Here is a 19,023-nt window from a genome sequence, read left to right on the forward strand (position 1 = left end):
GCCGAAATGGGCGGTCACGATGCCGAAACGGCCGGTCACGATGAGCCGAAATCAGCGGTCGGTCACGATGACCGAAATGACCGGTCACGATGCCGAAATCGGCGGTCACGTTGGGCCGAAATACGCAACTACCGCCACTCTTTCATCCGCAAGAAGCTCGGCGCGTATTGGCCGCAACAAAAAGCGCCCGTCGCCATATGTCTCAGCTGCCCAAACCCGTTCGCTTCGAGTCGGCAGCTTGGCTGCGCTCGGCGAACGCTTGCAGGCGGGCGATATGGTTACAGCTGACCAGGCTGCAGCGCTGGCTGGCACCACGCGCGCGACCATCAACGCCTGGATCATCGAAGGCCGAGCAATCGGCCTCACTCGCACCCGCCGCGGATTTCGGCTGCCCAGGTGGCAGTTCGAGCCGACCGTCTGGGACGTGATCCCTGCGCTTGCTAAGGCTCTGGGAACCACCGAGGGCTGGGCTTTGCTTTCATTTCTGGAGACCCCGCTGGGCGGCCTTCAGGGCAGGACGCCTCGACAGGCCATTGAAGAGGGTGACGCGGCACGCGTCATCGAGCTGGCAGTTGCGGAAGGCCACTGAGAGATCGCTCAGCGCAACTCGGCAAAGTCGAATAGTGCCGTTGCTTGGCACTGCATCACTCGACCGTCACGACACTGATCACCGGCTTGCCCAGCGACGCCCCGGCCGTTGAGGGCGGGCAGCTGGAGGCCAAGTCCAGATTGATCATCGCGGACATCGCAGCCGAATTGAGCGACGATCATTGGCGCATTCCTGATCCGCTGACAGCTGGACAGTATCCGTCCGGGCAACTCACCTTGAACGTTCTTCCCGGCCGCAGGTCCCGGGAGGTTCAAGTTGACTTACACCTGTTGTGCGCCAAGAACTTTTCGTCTGTCCTCAGGTTTCATGACTTCCCACGCAGCCTCGGCGGTGAGGCGTCTTCTTCATGACAACAAGGTTAGAGCGCACCTCGGTCCCAAGACTCAACATAGTTGAGCAGCGAGTCGACTTGCACAATCTCCGATGCTGGGATGGGCAGGTCGCTTAGGTAGCCAAACGGTACCGGCCGGCTCACCACCATCGGTTGTCTCACAAGGAGCTTGTCAACGTCGACACCGGTGAACTCGGCTATCTTGGCCTGGTTTTCGCGCACCCACTCGCTGCGGCGCAGATGCTTGTGAAGATGGTCACCCACGTTGCCGCGGAAGCGGCCACACGTCTGAGCAATCTCCGCAATCGTGCGACTCGCCTTCAGGCGCTTGCACTCAATCTGCATCACCCGTCCGTCAGGGCGCCATGCCAAGACGTCAATGTCGCCGAGATTTGGATTCTTGGGAGCGCCAAGCTCCGTTAGCTTGATTTCGAGCCGCACTTTCCAGCCGTGAGATTCGAGAAGTGCGCCAACCTCCGCCGAGAATCCCGCCCCGAGCTTGGCGACGCGCCCACCGAGCCACGACCGCATCGCCCTGGAGCCGAACACATCCTTGTCGAACGCTGCGTCGGCAACGCTGTCCATGACATACAGAAGAGCGTCGCGGCATACGCCAACGCCGTACATGAACTCTCCCTGGCCCTCATCCAGGATGATGAGCGGTCGCAGCATGACCGACAGACGCCGCTCGTATCGCCATGGGTTGACGTCTTTGGGGTTGTCCAGACCAGCCTTCGCTAACCAACCCGAGCGCCGAGGAAGCCCAAACGACCTCAGAAAGGCTGCCACGTCTGCCTCCGTGACGCCCACGCTCGCCCGTGCCTCAACGATCTCGGAGGCGCGCGCTCGCACTACGACCGAGGATCTGGTGGCGCCTAGGTCCATGAGACCCCCGAAGATCTGCCGAAAGCTCTCGAACGAAAGGCCGTATTCGGCTGCCCAGGCGTCAACGAAGGCCTTCTCCACAAAGACCGACCCGTCAAGTGCATCCACAGGTGCAGGCTTGTACACGGCCCACTCCTCGTAGCGCTCAGCCGCGGACGCGTACCCCTGTCCGAATGTGGCCCTATGGAACGGTTCGCTGAGCTCCGCGATGACCTCAGCGCTCAACTCATAGGAGCCGTTGGGGAACTGCAGGATTCCCTGTGTGGAGAGCCCGTAGTGGACAACATCCGAGTCCCGCCCCAGGTTGATGAGCGCAGCCATCTCGCCAACAAGTTCGTCCGTGGAAAAGTCGTCAGGCCTTCGACCACCGATATCGACAGCTTCGCACGCCGCCGCCTCGACGAGCGCGCGAAGCGTTATCTGGAGCTGGGATCTGCTTGCATCGGACTCACGCGCAGCACGGGTGCCATCATCGACACCATACAGGCCTCGCACGGCGCGAGCGGTGGTCTTCCATCGCTGCGCATCCTTCAGGAGAGTCTCATTGCAGCGGAGCAGTTCTTCGATAATCGCAACTCGATCGAACTTCCGCAACCTAGCAATGAGGGCAAGCGCCTTTACCTCGACCGCCTTGTTCAGGCGCTCCTTGCTCGCTGCGGCATCGAGCATGACCGGCTTCGCCGGCGCCTGCATCCAGGTAAAGGCCTCGCGCAACCTGGATTCCAGGTGCTCAGTCGGCGACCGATAGATGCGACGACGGTCTGAGGCGAGCAGAGCTTCGACTTGCGTCGACGGTCTGAGCACATGCAGGATGCGCGCGCCTGTTCCACCCAGTACCCGAAGTGCCAGCGCCTCGCAATCGAGTTGCCTTCCCCGCGGAAGATCGTGCGACACGAGCGCCAGCGCGCGGATGACCTCTGCAAGCAGATACTGTTCGCCGCGATTTTCGACGCTGTCGAAGTTCTGAAGGAAGCCCGGCTCGGCTTCTATCTGGGCCGTCCAACCCCCAGCTTGGATGTAGGTGCGGAGTGCCTTCTTAGTTGACTTCTCAGCTTCGGGGGCCGCCCTGAGTAGCACCGCCGAGAAGTCGATATGAACGCCGACAACTGGTGCGACAAAAGTCAGGTCATCGACAAGCAGTTCCAGGGCTCGGCTCACGAACAGCTGCAAGCCTTCCCAAAGGTCGAACACGGCGCGGTCCATCCGCTGCCCCCTGTTCGACTCCATGGCGACCCAGACGAGAGAGCCGCGGTGAGGTGCGCAAAAGGCAAGGACACCTTCCTCGAGCAGATCCATGCTGACGTAACAGTCGAGATCTCGCTTGACCCAGTACACCGACTCCGAGCTGGCACGCTGCACGACGGTGGACTTGCCCATCGGTAGACGTTCGCAATGCTCGTCGACCGACCGACGCCGGCGAACTCGATAGCTCGTGACGTAGTCGGTAGCGATCTGTAGCATGCCGCCCTGGTCGTGGCGCATCTCTGGGATGCGTGTCACGAAGTCTTGCTTCAGCCAGAAGGCGTACCGATTGAGCAAGCCGTTGTCGAACAGCATCTCGACGCCTTGTCGCTCAAGGGCTTCCTGCTGATTGAGCATCAGGATGAGCCGTTCAGACGGGTCGTCCTGGTCTCGAAAGAGCATCTCGAGGTCGGCAAGCCTGGCCACCGAGAACGTCCAACGATCGCGTGGCTGCGGTACTTCCCAGAGAACACCCTCCCCCAGATGGCCACCCATCAGGAACGTATGCCCGGAGTCGACCTCCTGCGTGTCCTCCAGATGCTTGCGTACGACGTCCATATGCTCGAGGAGCTGTCGAGACCTGGAATCCGAGAGCTCGCGAGGGTGCAGGTAGCCAGAATCGGCGATGTCCTGAAGTCCGAACGCGACGACCACAAAATGCAGAAAGCGCCGCTGCCCGACCCGAATGACGATGCTGACGCACCAGCCACCAATGCTTCTCACCGACGCTGGCAAATCGAGGTTGGCCACCGGGTGTCGATGCGAATTTCGCAAAGCCTCCTGCAGACGAGAGAGGACTCGATTCATCATCGCGCTGTTCAGGTCGCCGACCAGGTCCAGCTCATCCGCAACCGAAACGATGAAGCGTCGGACGGTATAGGTCACGGCGCTAGGTAACGCAAGAATGAAACTGTCAGCGACGCGAAGGACGGGATACCGGTGCAGATCGGACTCTTGGTTGCTCTGGTCCGCGAGCGATGAATATGCTTCCGGGCTCAGAACCAGCGGGCTCAAATGCTCAGGCTCGATTCCCAGTTCGACCAGCTCAGGAACCGTAAAGACGACGCGCTTGGCCCATTCGGTCAATGGTGTCTTGGCGCCGATGGAAAGCGCGCGCTTGGAGACCGACTGCTCAGCGTGCCATCGGGGTAGGCCGGCTCGCGCGGCGACCGCGTCAGACATTCGCAGGAGCGCGAGTATGGTCGCCATGAAGCGGCCTGGGTTCTTCAGCTTGAGGCCGCCTACGGCCTCTATGAGCAGCGAAGCGGCGTGCTCGCCTGCCTCCCAGGTGCCACCCAGCACGCGGAAGTCGCCAACGCTCGTCAGGACGTTTAAAACGAACGCGTCCTCAGGTGGGTCTTCGAGACGCACAATCTCGAAGTCCCCGACGAAGAAGTTCAACCAGGTCTGGAGCTGCTGCCACGTCGGGGTCTTCTTCCCTCTGCACCCTGCGACGACGGCCTGCACGAACAGCTCAAGCCGGTATGTGTTCGCCTGGAAGCGTGGCACAGTGCAAAGACCAGCAGCAAGAGTCAAAGTCTTCTCAAGGCTGTACCCGGCAAGAACCTTGAGCAATTGTCGAACCTTCGGATGGTCGAACGGACCGCCTTGGTTGGCCAAGAATTCTGGATAGCCATCGTCGCGGATCATCTGATGAATCGTAGACCACGAGCGGATGGCGCAGAAGCCACTCGGACGAAATTGCGGTGAGCGCATCGGATCCGCCCAAGATCCATTCACGCGCGTCTCACCGATCACGAGGTGTACGGACCTTGGTCAGAGTGGTGAGCAGTACGTCCCCCCCACACATGCGTAACGTGCGGACAAGAAGGTCGGCGGCGTCGAATGAATGCCTGCTGCAGTTTCGAGTCGCACGAATGCTTCTATCCGTGGCCGACTTCACAGTCCGCTGTTTTTTGGAGAGGACGCTCCACATTATCGAAACGACCGCCTGGAGTCATCCTTAAGCGACCAGCATCTCTGAATCGCCCTGGGGTTTGCCGGAGTGATTCATCTCCGCACTCGGCGCCGGACCGAGTGGTGAAGTCGCCGGAAATGCTGCCCTGCGAGAAACCTCCGGATAAGGTACTCATCAGGCGCCGGATTCCGTGTTCAGGAGATCAACGCGTGCCAACATCTCTTGAGCGGCGACGAAGTTCAGCCCGACGTGCGGCCTTGGCTCGTCGTTCTTGCTCAGCATAGTCCCAGGCTGGACGTGGTCGGATCATTGGCAACTGTTGAGCAGCCGCTTCGAGCAGGCTCCACCGGGGTAGCTGTTTATGAATCAGGCTATCAATCTCAGCGGCAAGTACCTCGAAGGGATGTCGGGGAGCAGCATCAGATTCTTCTGTTGACTGGGTCAACAATCGCCGAAACACGTCGACGGCATACGTACCGGCGTAGGAGGCACGGAGAAACCAGTGCTCGCGTCGGCCGCACAGAACCAGCAGGCCAAGTGCGTCAAGACTCGTAGTTCGGCCGGCACGTTGAATGAGCCAGCGGGAGGTTCTTCGCAATTCACCCTCCGCAGTCCAGAAATTCGCGAACCTCTGGGAATCAAGTCCAGTTGTGGAGAGCCAGGCTTGCGAGAACCGGGGCTCACCGCTGGATTGCGTCCCCCGCTTCCCGAGCGCTGCCCACAGCGGACTGAGATAGACCGGCTCAAACCAGGGCAGCTTAAGCCGTGCATTTTCGATCAAGTCGACCGGCAACATGCCTTGGCCGCGCGCCGCGCGAGCGACGCTCTGCGGCTGCTGAAACCCGTGCGAATTCCCCTCCCGGCGAATGAAGGTGCGATTGCTCAAAAGCCGCTCGATCTCGCCAAACGAGCTGTCCGGCATCTTGAACCGGAGCCAGAGCGCGAGATAGCGGTCGCGCAGCCGCAGGTGCGGCGGTACTCGAGGGCGTCCTCCGGAATTGGAGCAGGAATGAGGCACGGCAGGAGTGTGCCCATGACCAATCCGGTCTGTCAAAAACCCTTCGGCTTTTTGACTGTTGGACATTCTGCGCTGGCCCAAAACAATCGGCGGGACCTAGGCGCTCGCCGCGCTCATGGATCGTCACCTCCGACAACGACTGTTGGAGGTTCCGCACCGCAATCAAGCCAACCGCATGACCTGGCCATAGTCAAGAAAAAACGGCGCGAGAGCTGCAACTCACGCGCCGTTCCTGCTGGGGGGATTCCCCAGACTGTCAATCACAAGACTAGTCTACGAGCCCGTTTGCGGCCCGTCAATTCCCCCTTTTTCTTCGATTTCTGACGCGGCGCCCGAAGCGCCGCGGAGGGGGAACTCATGCGTACTACCAAGCGCTTCACTCCGGCCGTCCTGCGCCGCTTCGCTCGTCAAGGGCGTGGCACGGGAATCTTCGACGCCTATCAGGCATGGCATCAGGTCTCCCGGGGAGACCCGGCCAGCCGAGGTCGATCACATATCCAGCTGTGGAACGGCCGCCAGCACGACCTTCTCAGCGATGGCGAATGGGTGGTGGCCCTCTTCGCAATCATGGTGCCCGGCCTTCTGGACATGCGCGCGCAGTTCCCGCTGTCGCTGGAACCTGGCCGGCACGAACTCGCTGCCTATTCGGCCGACTACGTCGGCGCGTGGGCACCAGGAACACGGGAACTCGCTCGCCGCCTTGGCATTGAGCACCCCGTGATAAGGGATCGGTCTGAGAAGGCCGACTGGGTGCCGACGACAGATCTTCTGTTGACGTTCACTTCCGAACGAGGCCCAGTCCTCCTGGCTATATCCGACAAGCCCAACAACGATTGGCAGAACCCGCGCCAGCGCGAGCTCCTCACCATCGAGCAAGCCTACTGGCGAGCCCGCGAGGTCGAGTGGCTGCTGATCACGCCCAACGAATACTGCAAGGCCGTCGGGCTGACGCTGCGACGAACCGCGCAATGGGCACTGGGGCCTGTCGTGAGCGACAAGGACCTGCGTTTTGCTGTCGCCGCCGCGCACAAGCTCCAGTTCCGGTCAGAGCGGCTCGTGCTGGAAACCTTGGCTCAACTACTGGGCGACCTGGGGCGGGCGCAGCGCGCCCTTTGGCAATCGATCTGGACAGGGAGGTTACCTGTCGATCTGGACCGAGGTTGGCGCAACCACCTCCCCTTGCGTCACGTTGATCTGACCGCGTTCCATGCCCAGAACCCGATCGTCTCGCGGAGGTCGGCATGGAACTGATGCACAACCAGCTCTTCAAGCTCCTGGAACCCGAGCACGGCGCGGTCTACGCGGCCGGCCTGTACCGTGTCATCCTCAATGAGCCCGGGATGGGAAAAGTCGTCGCGGTCCACCTGGATCCACCGGAAAGGCAGCCAGAACGCAAGTGTGGTCGACGGCGCCTTGAGCGAACGCTGCGGGCTCGTAAGAAAACTGCGATGCCTCTCGTTGGGGCGCTCATCTGGATGGATGCCGAAGAACTCAAGCGTCTCGACGCCGCCAACCTACTGATGTCCATCGAGCTGGACCGCGATCCGGTGTGCTTCAGTCCACTGCAAAATGCGCACCGACAGCGGGAGTACGAGCGTCGCATCGCCGCCATGGCCGGCTTCCTGGACTTCAAGCGGCTTGAGGAAGGAATCCTCGTGCACCAGGGCTTGGGCGGACTGGTCAAGGAGGCCATGTCCGCCGCTGGCGTGAGCCGGACCTATGTCTACAAACAATGGTCAACGCTTGCTCGCCTCGGCATCAGCGAGTTGAGTCTGTACCCTCGTCAGGACTTGTCTGGCGGGCCCGGTCAGCGTCGATTCTGCGGCCCGGGTGGCCGCAAGAAGCCCGGGCCCAAAACGATTGAGGAACGCATCGCCAAAGCGTTCGGCAAGCCCATCGATCCTCCACAGCCGGGCATGACGGAGGAGTGGCAGGACCGAATGCTCGCAGCGGACCGCAAGATCCAGGCGCCCACGCTCAGCCTTCGCGCCCGATACGAGCAGGTCATCAAGACGGCCTTCGTGCTCAAGTACAAGCAGGTTGGCCGCGAGGTCGTCCCTGTTGAGTTGAAGGAAGGGGCCTACCCCAACTTCGCTCAGTTCAAATGGCTGATCACGACGCGCAAGTCCGCGCTCGAATGCATCCAAGAACGCACGACCAAGGGACACTTTGATCGCGCGCTGCGCGGCCTGACAGGCAAGAGCTGGAAGGGCGTCCCAGGCCCGGGCCATACCTGGGCCATCGACTCGACCGTTGGTGACATCTACTTGCGATCGTCAGTCAATCGCGCCTGGATCATCGGGCGCCCGATTGTCTACATCATTGTTGACGTCTGGTCCACGGCCATCGTCGGCTTCTATGTCTGCCTTTCCGGCCCGAGCTGGGCGACCGCGAAGATCAGCCTGTTCAATGCCATCGCCGATCCGCAGACGATGGGCGCGCTGTGGGGGTACCAGCCGCTGATCTCCCTGGATCCGCACCCGACGCTCTGCTACTGCCTGCTGTGCGACCGTGGTGAGTACCTGAGCTTGGCTGCGCGCCAGACGCTTCTCAAGCTTGAAGGCTGCGGCAGCTACGCGCCGCCGTACCGGCCCGACCTGAAAGGCCTCGTCGAGGTCTTGCATCGGATCATGAAAGATCAGCAGTTCCCGTTCATCCCCGGTGCCATCGACTTCAGGCGCGCGGAATATGAGTTGCGGCGCGTCCGCATGGAAGACAGCGCTTACACACTGCCGGAGTACGTCCAGCATCTCCACGAGATCTTCTGGCGCTACAACCTGACCGCCGATCGCAACCATCGGCTGGACGTCCACATGATCGGCGAAGGTGTCTATCCGAGCCCCGCCGGCTTGTGGCGCTATGGGCATCAGATCGGCCTCGGCTTCAGCCGATCAACGCCTACCGCCGACCTGATCCAGCATTTGCTGCCTGAGACCGGTGGGCGCATCAAAAAGGACGGCGTCTACGTCGGCGGCCAATGCTACGAGGCGCCACAACTGCCTGGGCTCGACTGGACCGCGAAGGCGCGCAATCTTGGATACCAAGATGTCACGGCCCGCTATTACCCAGGCAGCATTTCCCGCGTCTGGACACCGCATCCTGTGGGAAAAGGCTTTTTAGAACTCAAGATCTCTGACCAGGCGCGAGCCTCAAGCGAACTCACCTTCGACGAGGTCGCAGATGCCTTCGCCTACCAGAAGCTGAGCAGCAACAGGCAGGAGCACGTTCGTCTCATCGCCCGGCTGGAGTCCATGCTGCGAGAAGGCTGGATTCGGCGCAATGCCATGGACGCGACGGCAGAGGCGATATCGCGCGCCAAGGGGGCGGCGCCGTCGGCCACCCTCGCCCGCGAGATAGAAAAGTCGCTGGGCGGCCTCGCTTCGGAAGCGGACTCAGCGCCGGCATCAGCCTCTGCCTCGGCCAGTGACGAGGAGGAGTACTTCGAAATCATGAACGACATCATGGCAGCAGCGAACAACCATGACGACTGACGCCCTCTTCGACGATCCCTACGACGGAAATCCGCTGGTCACGGGCTTAGGGCCGCTGATCTCGCCAGTCACGGCCCTTGCCCAACTGACCAGCATCCCACGGCGGCCCAACGAAATTGCCAGCATGCCCAAGCACGTTCGGTTGCACCACCTGATGCGGCTGATCGACTTGCACATTCCGGCAGCAGAGGAAGGTCGCTTGCGCCAAACCATCGACTTGATGCTGCGGCAAGGCTATCGCCACCGCGATCCAAGAGACGCCAGGTCATGGCGGCCGATCAGTGGCGAGTGGCTGCCGACGGGCGCGCAGTTAACTCCAGCCTCGGCCGCCGTCGTGGTGGGTCACAGCGGCGTCGGCAAGTCCCAGTCGATTCGCCGCAGCCTGTTGTCCTATCCATCGCAGCTGATCGTTCACAACAGCTTTCCGCAGATGGTGGGCGAGCATACGCAGGTGGTGTGGCAATCGATCGACGTACCGCCCGGTGGTCGATCGGTTGATCTTGGCGCGGCCCTGATGATCGCCTGGGACCACAGCACGGGAGCGGCACGGTTCAAGGACTCCCTGAAACGACCGAGGCGCGACGGCTCGCAGATGCTGGACGAGTGGCGGCACGTCGCCCTTAGCCATTTTCTCGGAATCCTGCATCTGGACGAGGTCCAGAACTTCTTCAAGCTGGCCGCACTCAAGAAGCGCAGCAAACGCGGTGGCGATGCGGATGCCCCTGAGCTGAGCATCGTCGAAGACCTGTGCCTCAAGTGGCTCCTGGTGCTGATCAACACTTGGCAGATTCCCGTCTTGATCTCGGGGACCCCGGACGGCGTCGGCGCTTTGACACGACGCTTCGCCAATGCGCAGCGGTTTTCGACGATGGGTTATCACCGGTTCGAACGCTTCGAGAGTGCCGGGGACAAGGGCTTCAGGCTGGGTATCCTGAAGGAACTTGTTGAGCATCAGTACGTGCAGCAGAAGCTGCCGATGTCCGACGAGTTGGCCTCGCTCGTGATCGAGCTCACGGCCGGTATTCCTCGCATCATCATTGCGCTATGGATTGCGGCGCACCGCGTGGCGTTTTCTCGCAAGGACGACGCATTGACATTGGACGATCTTCGGCGGGCGGCAGAAAAATATCTGGCACCGGTGAAGCAGGCCGTCGCAGCTCTCAACAGCGATTTGCCGCACCGGATGGCTCGTTATGAGGATCTGGTTCCTCGGGAAGATGCGTTTTGGGGACTGTTTTGGACGTCGATGGCCAGCGATTGAATGACCTCTCGCCATTGACGAAAGGTGAAGGAATTGATCGACCGCTAGCTGACCACTTCGAACGGCAGGTCCGCCGCGATTCTGTTGAAAAACTCGGATTTGGCGAGATCTTGCGCGAGATTCGGCCCTCAGGGGCTCACGGCATCTTGCAGGACGTCCCGCCGGTCCAAAGGCTAACGCGATCGCGCCTGAGACCCTTTGCGCGGCGCTGAAGGCCATTGCCGTTTGCCGCATGACCCGTGGCCGCAAATCGACTCTGTTCGACGGCTGTGCTCAATCGAGTTTTTCAACAAAATCCAGCGGTTGCTGTCGGTCGCGGCCGGCGGACCAACATGTGGTCTTGGCCACATTGCTGTCAGCGAGACCGCGGCGTTCGTTCTCGCCGGACTACCGCTCACGGCGGTTCAACTGACCTCGGCAGTGATGGCCCCGGACATGGCAGTCCAAGCGGCCGCCATCTGCTTCGTCGAACAGGGATTACCGTTAAGGGGCGTTGGACACCTGCCCTCAGGTCGTGGCCGAGCAACGCGCCGCGCGTGCGCCGGGCAGGTGTCCCACAACCCTTAACGAAAGCGGACACAACGCAGGGTGCGCGCCTCTTCATGAGGAGCTCACTCCCATGCGCACCCACGCAATTGACGCTTAGGAATTGTGCTGAGCAAACACGGCTAGCTGCCACTGTATGGGCCGTCCCGGAGGATGCTGTGAGTGCCCTTGTGGAGGCAGTGTATGACCGTAAGCAATCGCAATCTCGTGCCCGCAAACTGCGCACCTGTATATGCCAGCATAGGGCGCCTCCACGCCAGGCACATGTATTTGGTCGAATGCAGCATCGCTGCTTTGCCTAAGCAATTGCGCGTTTTTGTACAGGGCCATACAGGTCCACCTTTCTCGATCTAGCTCTATTACCTTAAGAAAGCGGCGCGCAAGTCCCCTGACCGCCGCGGGCTTCATTCAGCTCGTGCGTAAGCGACTTCAACGTGGAAACCATTGGGCGTCCAGACCAGTGACACCATCGGAGCTCCTGCAGCGAACGCTGCCAAGATGGCCAGTGTCTTCTTGTCCGTGCCGGAGTGTTTCCCGCCCATGGGATGCGTGTGCCATGTGCCCACGTACGAGAGATAGCCAATCGAGTCTTCGCGCGCGGAGTTCAACGTTTGCTCGAGGCCCTGAGTACCGAGCTTGAATTCCACCCGTGAGCGCGTGCTGTCGGGCGGAGCATCTACCAAGTCCGAAATGCAGATGGTGCGGGAGAACTCGTCGACGTGCCCGAGAAGCACGCCGCCCGTCTCCAGCTTACCCCAGCGCGCGGCGTCGGCCTTGATTGCTTCCACGACGCGCGAAGACAGCCGCAAGTCCCAGCCGAGCGGCCCCGAAGTGAGCGCGGTGACAGGGAGCACGTCGCTGGCCTGCCACTGCATGCCGATGCCCTCGGACAGGCCCACGAATAAGCCTCCGGCAGTTGGTAAGCCCGCGGCTAACCACTTCTCCACTTGCATTGCCATCATCGCCGTGGACCTCGAGAGCGTGCTGTCGGACATGGGCATCGTGAATGATGCGCAGTTGTCGCCGATGAAAACACGCCGCGGGTCGCGCGAGCCAAAGCCCACTGCTTCGCGCAGCTTGTGGTCGTTGCGGCACATGGCAAACAATTCAGCCATCAAGTCATCGCAGCGCGGCGTCCGGCCAGGCCCCTCGAGGAGAAGAAGCGCAACTTGCCCTTGCCCGTACAGCATTGCCCTGCAATAGCGGCCGGCGTGAGCACCTGCAAGGTTTGATGATGCTACCGCCGCGGCGGCAACCCGCAGGGAAGCCGTCGCGTCCAGAATCAACTTGCAGTTGGATGGCAGGCCCTCTCCAAAAGATTGCTGATGGCGAGCAAGGAAGGCCACGGCATCTCCCTCCAGAGCACGAGTGCCGGGGTGGCCGAGCGTCTTGAACAGCGCCTGCATCTCGGATGCCTTCATCAGGGCAAGACGCCGCCCGACGTTCAGTGCATGGCGCGCCGTGTTGTGCGGCTCGAAGTACTCGTTGTCCAGGAAAACTGCGTTGCCGAACCCGGCTCGCCCGAGGTGTGCGGCGACCTTGGAGCCGACGCTGCCGCAGCCAATGAGGAGGTAGCCCGCCGTCGTATCCACGTCTGCGTATCCTGAGACAGCTGCGAGCAGGGACGGGGATAGTTCACGCGAATGCAATGCTCCCGACACCTTCGCGGTCTTCAGCGACCTCACCGTCGCTGCTTTGGGCACGCGCAGCACGTACGGGATGAACTCCACGTCGCGGTGGTGGTCGGCGACGAGCTTGAAAGGTCTGCGCGCAGCGAGCACGACGCCGAAGCAGATCTCAGATGCCCAAGGCCAGTCTTTGCCGGGCTTTGGAAGGCAGGCCTCTAGCCAGGCGTCCACCTCCTGCTCGAGCTGTTTTGCGTCGATGCCCAACTCCGCGGCGCGGGCTAGTAGCGATGCCCCGTCGACCACCGTGTCAGGCCGATAGTCGCCCAAGGCAGGCCTCTCGCCGTCAACCGACTTCGCGCAGGCGAAGAACACCGTCGTCGTCCCCCGCGCCCATTCGTCCTTCGGGTTGTCCTTTTCGTTCAACGTGCTGAACTGCGGCGACGTCCCCGCAGTGGAAAGCTTGGGCTCGAACCAGGCGAGGGCCTTCTTCACGGCGACGTACGACTCCATCGTCAGGACCGAGCCGTCAGTCGGCAGCACCTCTAGCGCAGAGTACGCGTCAAAGCGCAGCCAGGCAGTGGTGTCGTCTCGACGCGTGGGTTCCCAGCCGTGGTCGGGCTTGATTAGGAAGCCGTTGGCAGCGTCAGAGAGCCACTGCACCGTCTGGTCGACAACTTCCTCAAAACCGAAACGATGCATCAACTCGTCCACGTTCCCCTCGGAGATGCATGGCGGCACGCGTTCGTTGGCGTCGTGCGGGTTGATGTGCGGCAGGTTCGACGGGAACTTGGCGCGCAGCGTCGGTGTGGGCGCGCGGGAGGGGTAGTCGGCTGGGAACGTGAACCTGACGGTCTCCACCGCTTTAACGCCGGAGGCCGACTGACCTTTCGAGCGTGCCCGCGTGGGCAGCGGGACCTCAACGTCGATGTCGATGGCGTGCCCGCCGCCCCGCCGCTCGCGGAACTCGCCAACCTTCCTGACCGCAGGGTGCAATCCTAGTACGCGTTGAGCTTCGAGTAGCGGCTGCGAAAGACGACCTTTCTTCATCCGTGCGGGTGCGGAGTGCGCGCGGCGGCCGAGATGCCCAGGTTCTTCGCGTCGCTGGCCTTCTTCGCAGGCATCGTCGGACCTTCTGCGGTCACGTCGAACTTGAGAGGGGCCTGCGAGGTCTTGCTCGGGTACTCCCCCGTACACATGACGGTGCCCTTAACGTCCTTGACAATTTTCTCGTATTCGAGCTTGGCCCCCCAGCACGGCGGGTCGTCCTTGTCGTCCTTGATTTCCTTGCAGCTGGCCACGATGAACGCACCGTCCAGGGTTTGGGCAAGCGCATTACGCGCATCGTCATTGACCTTGGCGGTCGTGCCCTTCTCGCTCGCATCGCCCCAGCTCTCGTACGACAGCGACCGCCACGAGCAGTGATGGGGCGCTTGCAGGACGTCGTAGCGCAGCACGTCGGGGTTCTTCTTGTGCTTCTTCCAGAGCCGTTGCCAGATTTCGACCCCGGCATCCCCGCCGGTCAGGAAGCGGCAGGCGCCCGGAGTCTTGGCATCGGCGGAGATGGACATGTTCAGGATGACACTTGACTCGTTCTTGGCGAGCAGTTCGTCTTCCGCATCGTCGGCAGCCGGCAACGGCCCCAGCATGGTCCCCGTGAAGTACGCAGACACGTCCTGCTCGTTCACTTTGCTGAAGGCTTCGTCGACCTTGATGAGGATGCCGCCCAGGTCCCCGGACTCGTCGTCCTCGCCGAACACCAGCACGCGGTCGCCTTCGGCCACGCCGACGTACTTTTTCTTGCGGCTGACCTCGATGCGACGGCGCGCTTCCTTGTTGAACACCTTGGCGTCATCCGTCAACTTGTGCACCTTCGACGCGCGGCGCTCGACGATGAGCGAGCACCAGAGCTCGCGGATGACGATGCGGCGCTCGTTGTAGGGCTTCTTGTCATCGGGGTACTCGGACAACGGCCCGACGTAGAAGTGCTTCTCGAAGCCCATGATGTGGTCGTCATCGGGGTGGCTGTTCAGGAACGCGTCCACATACGGCCGACCCTTGTCGTCCTTCTTGAGCATGTCCCGCAAGTCCTTGGCGACGTCCCGGGTCTTGTCGTTCGTGTCGTCCGCTGCGGCGCGGACTTTGATGTCGACCAGGATGGTCGTGCCTGCCAAGTCGGCAAGCTGGACAAGCGTCATGTCGCCGTTGTCGACGGGAAAGAAGGTGATGCTGGCGGCCATGAGTTCTGCCCTCTACAATGGATGGTCAGGATTAGTTTACATCAGCCAAACAGACGGGGCAACTAGCTTGCCTAAAGCCAGTTTATGGAATTGGAACCGAACATCCCCGAAGCAGCCCGGCCGGACGCCACGACGTGGAGCCAAGACCGTCGGTTCAAGTTCATCGACTACCGGCTGAGGTGGGAGGGGCGGCTCAGGCGCGCCGACCTGACGGAGTTCTTCAGCATCTCCCTGCCGCAAGCCTCGGCCGACTTGGCCAAATACGACGAGGCCGCACCGGAGAACATGAAGTACGACCTCAGCCAGAAGTGCTACGTGCGCGGGCCTGAATTCAAGGCCAGGTACGGCCGCAGCTCACCGCAGATGTATCTGAGCGAACTGGCTGCGCTGAGCACCGGCATCCTCGAGCGCAGCGCGACTTTCCTAGGCTGGACTCCGCCCGTCGGCTTGGCCCCGGCGCCTGTGCGGACCTTCGACGGGGACGTGCTGGCCGCGCTGCTCGGCGCGATACGCGAGCAGTTGTCCATGGAAGTCGAGTACCAAAGCATGGACCCGGCGGCTCATTCGACAAGAGAGGTCTCGCCGACCGCGCTGGCGTACGACGGTACGCGGTGGCATTTGCGAGCGTATTGCCACTTTGAGTCGCGATTTCGGGATTTCGTCCTCGGACGTCTTCTAAGCGCGAAAGCGAAAGAGAAGAGCCCGTGGACGGCGAACCAGGACCAAGCCTGGAATACCTTAGTGATGCTGCACGTGGCGCCGGCCTCGGAGATGAACGACACGGCGCGCAAGGCGGTGGAGTTGGAGTTCGGGATGCTCAATGGACAACTGCGCATCGAGGTCAGGCAGGCGCTCCTATTTCACACGCTGCGCCGGTTGCGCCTGGAGAGCTCGGACGTCGGGACAGCAGCGAGCCCGAATCGACTCGTGCTCCTGAATCGGGACGAGGTAGAGGCGCATCTGGATGCGCAATGATCAATGGAGAAAGAAAGTGGCGACAGATAAAAACTCGGGTGTAAGGCTCAATGAGCTCGTGGACATGTTCCGTGACCCTTACGAGCGCAAGGCGCGGGCATTCCCGGGCCTACTGATGGTGCTGCCAATCTTGGTCGCCGTCGCGTCGACATGGGGAACCAGGCATCCCATCATCACCGGCGTCGTTGGCATGCTCGTATCCTGCGGAGCAATCTTCGCGCTGGGCAACCTGGCGCGTGACCTGGGCAAGGAAAAGCAAGAGAAGCTTGTCCAGGGCTGGGGTGGCTTGCCGACCACGTGGATGCTGCGGCACAGGGACAGGTCACTCGAGGGGGGCATCAAGACTGTCTATCACCAGCTCATTACCCAGAAGCTGGGCCTGAAGATGCCCACAGCGCAGGAGGAGCTGGCTGACCCGCAGGCTGCGGACGACGCGTACGGTACCGCGGCGCGAATGCTGCGTGACCTGACCCGCGGCAAGGAGTACAGCCTGCTGCTCAAGGAGAACATCTCGTATGGATTCCGGCGCAACATGTACGGCGCGCGCAAGCTCGGGTGGGCCATCAGCTTCGCCGGCATCCTCATTGGGATCGTCCTCAGCGGCTCGGTTTCCACACGGCCCTGGGACATCGACGCCACAAAGTTCATGGATCTGCCAGTCTCCTCGGCGCTCACGCTTGGCGTCTCCTCGGCGATGTTCGTGGCCTGGTTTTACTTCGGGTCAGCGGCGGTGCGACGAATGGGCATCGCGTACTCCGAGCGCCTGCTGGAGGCGCTGCGCACGATTCCCGGTCCCACGGCTGCGCGCAAGAAGGCGGCGCCCAAGAAGGACCCCCAGCCGAGTTGAACGGTGAGCATTCAGCTGCGAGATGGAGGCCTGCAGGTCTTCGACGTCGACCACGGGCTGTGCGCCCTCCTGACGCTGCCTCGCGTCGGCGGCGGCGCCTACCGGGTGATGATTGACTGCGGGCACGCTGTCAACTGCAGCGGCGCGCCCTGGCACCCGGGCCAGCATCGGCAATCCTTGGGCGTCTAGCGCATCGGCCTGCTCATCTTCACCAATTACGACGCCACCAGCCTGATGCTGTCGGAAGATGCGGCGCGCCACCCTCAGCCTTCGATCCCGGATTTACAAGAGCGCTTCGTCGCGCCGCTCAGGCTTGCTATGACCTGCCAAGATTCGCTCGCGGATTTCGCTTGGTGCGGCGACAAGGGCTGAACGCGCGGCTTCCCAGCACTCCGACAAGATGTCGTGGCGTCCATCTCCCGCAGTACGCCGACAAATCCAGCGCCGGCCTGCCGGATCGCCGCCTCCAGGGTCTCCGCAGAGATACCTCCGATCCTCGCAGCTTCTTCGAGTCGCATGCCCGATACGAAAAAGGCAAACAGTGCTCGCCGAATGGGCCCCCACCCCCGCTCTTTCAGATCCGGCAATCCGAGTTGCTGAAGCCGTTTTGCTGCGCTTTGGGGCGTGACCGAAATCTGTCGCGCTACCTCCCGATAGACGCCGCCGTGAACAAGATATGCGGAACGATAGACCTCATCACTGACCTTGGATCTTCGACCACCGGACGCGATGACCATTCCCTGCTGCATCCCAGTCGCAATGTCCGTAAGCGCCTCGTCGGCACTGTCATACAAGACGCTGCAGGCCAGCGCATAGACGGTCGCCGGCGCCGATGAATTTGGCAGATATAGGACCCCGTCCATCTGCACCAGCTGAGCTTCTGGAGCCTTGGCGACAAGTTCCGGAAACACAGTCGACAACCAGTCGTGTGGAAACCCATCTCTCACAACATCACTCAACAGTCTTGCACCCCGTGGCGGCTTACTACTTGAGTAGGTAAGCAGCCCATGCGCGCGTGCTTTCTGTCGAAGGCGAGCGCTGACATGAGGCACGGGATACGGTCGATGCGTATCCATCAGGCCATCAATGATGGCGTGGAAGCGTCGGACGACCTTGTGCTCGTTCAATTCGTTGAACCATTCGGCGCCCACTTCACGGCTATCGCCAACCCATTGCGACGTTGGCCAGAGCAGCGCATCCTCGGCGTCGGCATACCTCAGAGGAGTTCGGTGCCTGGCGCACCAAAGAACGCCGGGCAACTGATGCTCTCGATGCCAATAGCTGATGCCAAACCTGTCTACGTCGGCACGAACACAGTCTGCACAGAGATACGGGATCGGCCGGATCAGCCTTTGACCGCTGAGGAACAGCACGCCTTGGCTTCCAGGGGCCCCATGCGCCAGATCCGGAAGATATGAGGTGATGCTTCGTCGCAGCGGAATCAGTGTGTGTTGGCACACAAAGTTCTCGGGACCCATCCGAGCTGCCATGCTCAGTAGCTCGGTCACGGTGACCTTTCTACGGTCCCGTTCCGCGACACCCAAGAAGCTGGCCAGCCGTTCGATCATGTCCTTCTCGCCGGCAACCCCGTTCATCCGCATCAGGCGCCCGAGGAATGATCGACTCAGTTCATCGGGAAGCGGAGCGGAGATCGCGAGCATGCTTGCCCTTTCGAGTTAGCGGGGCGACTTGCTTGAGCCCAGCACGGACAGGGAACGGATGACGGCAGCCAAGGCTCGAGAGTGCGCGGCGCTGCCATCCCAGGTCTGCGCCAAGGCACTCAACAACTCTTCGTTGTTGCGGACAGCTTCAACCGACACGCCAAGCTCGATCGAATCTGCATAGTTGCATATTTCGTCAATCAACTTGGTGCGTCGAACAATTTGACCGGCAAGAACCCGGCTGACCTGAGACTGGCTCGCGTCAACGGCTCCAGCAATATCAGATTGCGTCAGGCCGAGATCTTTGAAGAGCTGAGCCGCACGCAGCACTCGGGCCTGCAAGGATTCAGACGACATGATGCAAGAATATTTA

13 protein-coding genes are annotated in these 19,023 nt (G+C 61.5%); 7 read left to right on the plus strand and 6 right to left on the minus strand.

Annotated features, from left to right (window positions below; all coding sequences use genetic code 11):
* Positions 1-589: hypothetical protein (locus ACG04R_RS14830; protein ID WP_394411871.1), on the plus strand; the 589-nt coding region annotated here is incomplete at its 5' end.
* 44 nt (positions 590-633) lie between these two features.
* Entirely contained in the window at positions 634-960 is a 327-nt protein-coding gene (locus ACG04R_RS14835) for a hypothetical protein (RefSeq protein WP_394411874.1), read from the plus strand.
* Between the two features lie 8 nt (positions 961-968).
* Here the strand turns inward: ACG04R_RS14835 and ACG04R_RS14840 are convergent, their stop codons facing one another.
* Positions 969-4,718, minus strand: a complete 3,750-nt coding sequence (locus tag ACG04R_RS14840) for a hypothetical protein (RefSeq protein WP_394411877.1) — start codon at positions 4,716-4,718, stop codon at positions 969-971.
* A gap of 470 nt (positions 4,719-5,188) precedes the next feature.
* On the minus strand, positions 5,189-6,070 hold the full coding sequence (locus tag ACG04R_RS14845; RefSeq protein WP_394411880.1) for a hypothetical protein: 882 nt from the start codon (positions 6,068-6,070) through the stop codon (positions 5,189-5,191).
* A 291-nt stretch (positions 6,071-6,361) separates the two neighbouring features.
* Between ACG04R_RS14845 and ACG04R_RS14850 the strand changes: the two genes are divergently transcribed.
* Genes ACG04R_RS14850 through ACG04R_RS14860 form a run of 3 tightly spaced genes read left to right on the plus strand, consistent with a single transcriptional unit; the run spans position 6,362 to position 10,756 of the window.
* Positions 6,362-7,255 carry a TnsA endonuclease N-terminal domain-containing protein gene (locus ACG04R_RS14850; protein ID WP_394411882.1) on the plus strand — a complete coding sequence of 298 codons (894 nt, stop codon included), beginning with the start codon at positions 6,362-6,364 and terminating at the stop codon, positions 7,253-7,255.
* Positions 7,246-9,495: a transposase gene (locus ACG04R_RS14855; RefSeq protein ID WP_394411884.1), complete on the plus strand. Its 2,250-nt coding sequence runs from the start codon at positions 7,246-7,248 to the stop codon at positions 9,493-9,495. The genes ACG04R_RS14850 and ACG04R_RS14855 overlap by 10 nt, the downstream gene beginning before the upstream one ends.
* On the plus strand, positions 9,485-10,756 hold the full coding sequence (locus tag ACG04R_RS14860) for an AAA family ATPase (RefSeq protein ID WP_394411887.1): 1,272 nt from the start codon (positions 9,485-9,487) through the stop codon (positions 10,754-10,756). The genes ACG04R_RS14855 and ACG04R_RS14860 overlap by 11 nt, the downstream gene beginning before the upstream one ends.
* A 950-nt stretch (positions 10,757-11,706) precedes the next feature.
* Here ACG04R_RS14860 and ACG04R_RS14865 read toward each other — a convergent pair.
* Positions 11,707-13,977, minus strand: a complete 2,271-nt coding sequence (locus ACG04R_RS14865; protein WP_394411890.1) for a Mov34/MPN/PAD-1 family protein — start codon at positions 13,975-13,977, stop codon at positions 11,707-11,709.
* On the minus strand, positions 13,974-15,167 hold the full coding sequence (locus ACG04R_RS14870) for a ComEC/Rec2 family competence protein (protein ID WP_394411893.1): 1,194 nt from the start codon (positions 15,165-15,167) through the stop codon (positions 13,974-13,976). The genes ACG04R_RS14865 and ACG04R_RS14870 overlap by 4 nt, the downstream gene beginning before the upstream one ends.
* Positions 15,168-15,251: 84 nt before the next feature.
* Between ACG04R_RS14870 and ACG04R_RS14875 the strand changes: the two genes are divergently transcribed.
* Positions 15,252-16,142, plus strand: a complete 891-nt coding sequence (locus tag ACG04R_RS14875; protein WP_394411897.1) for a WYL domain-containing protein — start codon at positions 15,252-15,254, stop codon at positions 16,140-16,142.
* The gene (locus ACG04R_RS14880) at positions 16,132-16,989 is read left to right on the plus strand and encodes a hypothetical protein (RefSeq protein ID WP_394411900.1); all 858 of its coding nucleotides are present in this window, start codon (positions 16,132-16,134) and stop codon (positions 16,987-16,989) included. Before ACG04R_RS14875 ends, ACG04R_RS14880 begins: the two co-directional genes overlap by 11 nt.
* Positions 16,990-17,252: 263 nt before the next feature.
* Here ACG04R_RS14880 and ACG04R_RS14885 read toward each other — a convergent pair whose 3' ends face one another.
* Both ACG04R_RS14885 and ACG04R_RS14890 read right to left on the minus strand, forming a co-directional pair.
* The gene (locus tag ACG04R_RS14885) at positions 17,253-18,650 is read right to left on the minus strand and encodes a TniQ family protein (protein ID WP_394411903.1); all 1,398 of its coding nucleotides are present in this window, start codon (positions 18,648-18,650) and stop codon (positions 17,253-17,255) included.
* 15 nt (positions 18,651-18,665) lie between these two features.
* Positions 18,666-19,007: a helix-turn-helix domain-containing protein gene (locus tag ACG04R_RS14890; protein ID WP_394411907.1), complete on the minus strand. Its 342-nt coding sequence runs from the start codon at positions 19,005-19,007 to the stop codon at positions 18,666-18,668.
* Positions 19,008-19,023: the final 16 nt, after the last annotated feature.

This window comes from Pelomonas candidula, assembly GCF_043555985.1.
Lineage (GTDB): Bacteria > Pseudomonadota > Gammaproteobacteria > Burkholderiales > Burkholderiaceae_C > Pelomonas > Pelomonas candidula.

Coding starts and splice junctions, on each gene's coding strand:
- ACG04R_RS14840 (WP_394411877.1), bottom strand. CDS start 4,718: ATGATCCGCGACGATGGCTATCCAGAATTCTTGGCCAACCAAGGCGGT.
- ACG04R_RS14845 (WP_394411880.1), bottom strand. CDS start 6,070: ATGTCCAACAGTCAAAAAGCCGAAGGGTTTTTGACAGACCGGATTGGT.
- ACG04R_RS14850 (WP_394411882.1), top strand. CDS start 6,362: ATGCGTACTACCAAGCGCTTCACTCCGGCCGTCCTGCGCCGCTTCGCT.
- ACG04R_RS14855 (WP_394411884.1), top strand. CDS start 7,246: ATGGAACTGATGCACAACCAGCTCTTCAAGCTCCTGGAACCCGAGCAC.
- ACG04R_RS14860 (WP_394411887.1), top strand. CDS start 9,485: ATGACGACTGACGCCCTCTTCGACGATCCCTACGACGGAAATCCGCTG.
- ACG04R_RS14865 (WP_394411890.1), bottom strand. CDS start 13,977: ATGAAGAAAGGTCGTCTTTCGCAGCCGCTACTCGAAGCTCAACGCGTA.
- ACG04R_RS14870 (WP_394411893.1), bottom strand. CDS start 15,167: ATGGCCGCCAGCATCACCTTCTTTCCCGTCGACAACGGCGACATGACG.
- ACG04R_RS14875 (WP_394411897.1), top strand. CDS start 15,252: ATGGAATTGGAACCGAACATCCCCGAAGCAGCCCGGCCGGACGCCACG.
- ACG04R_RS14880 (WP_394411900.1), top strand. CDS start 16,132: ATGCGCAATGATCAATGGAGAAAGAAAGTGGCGACAGATAAAAACTCG.
- ACG04R_RS14885 (WP_394411903.1), bottom strand. CDS start 18,650: ATGCTCGCGATCTCCGCTCCGCTTCCCGATGAACTGAGTCGATCATTC.
- ACG04R_RS14890 (WP_394411907.1), bottom strand. CDS start 19,007: ATGTCGTCTGAATCCTTGCAGGCCCGAGTGCTGCGTGCGGCTCAGCTC.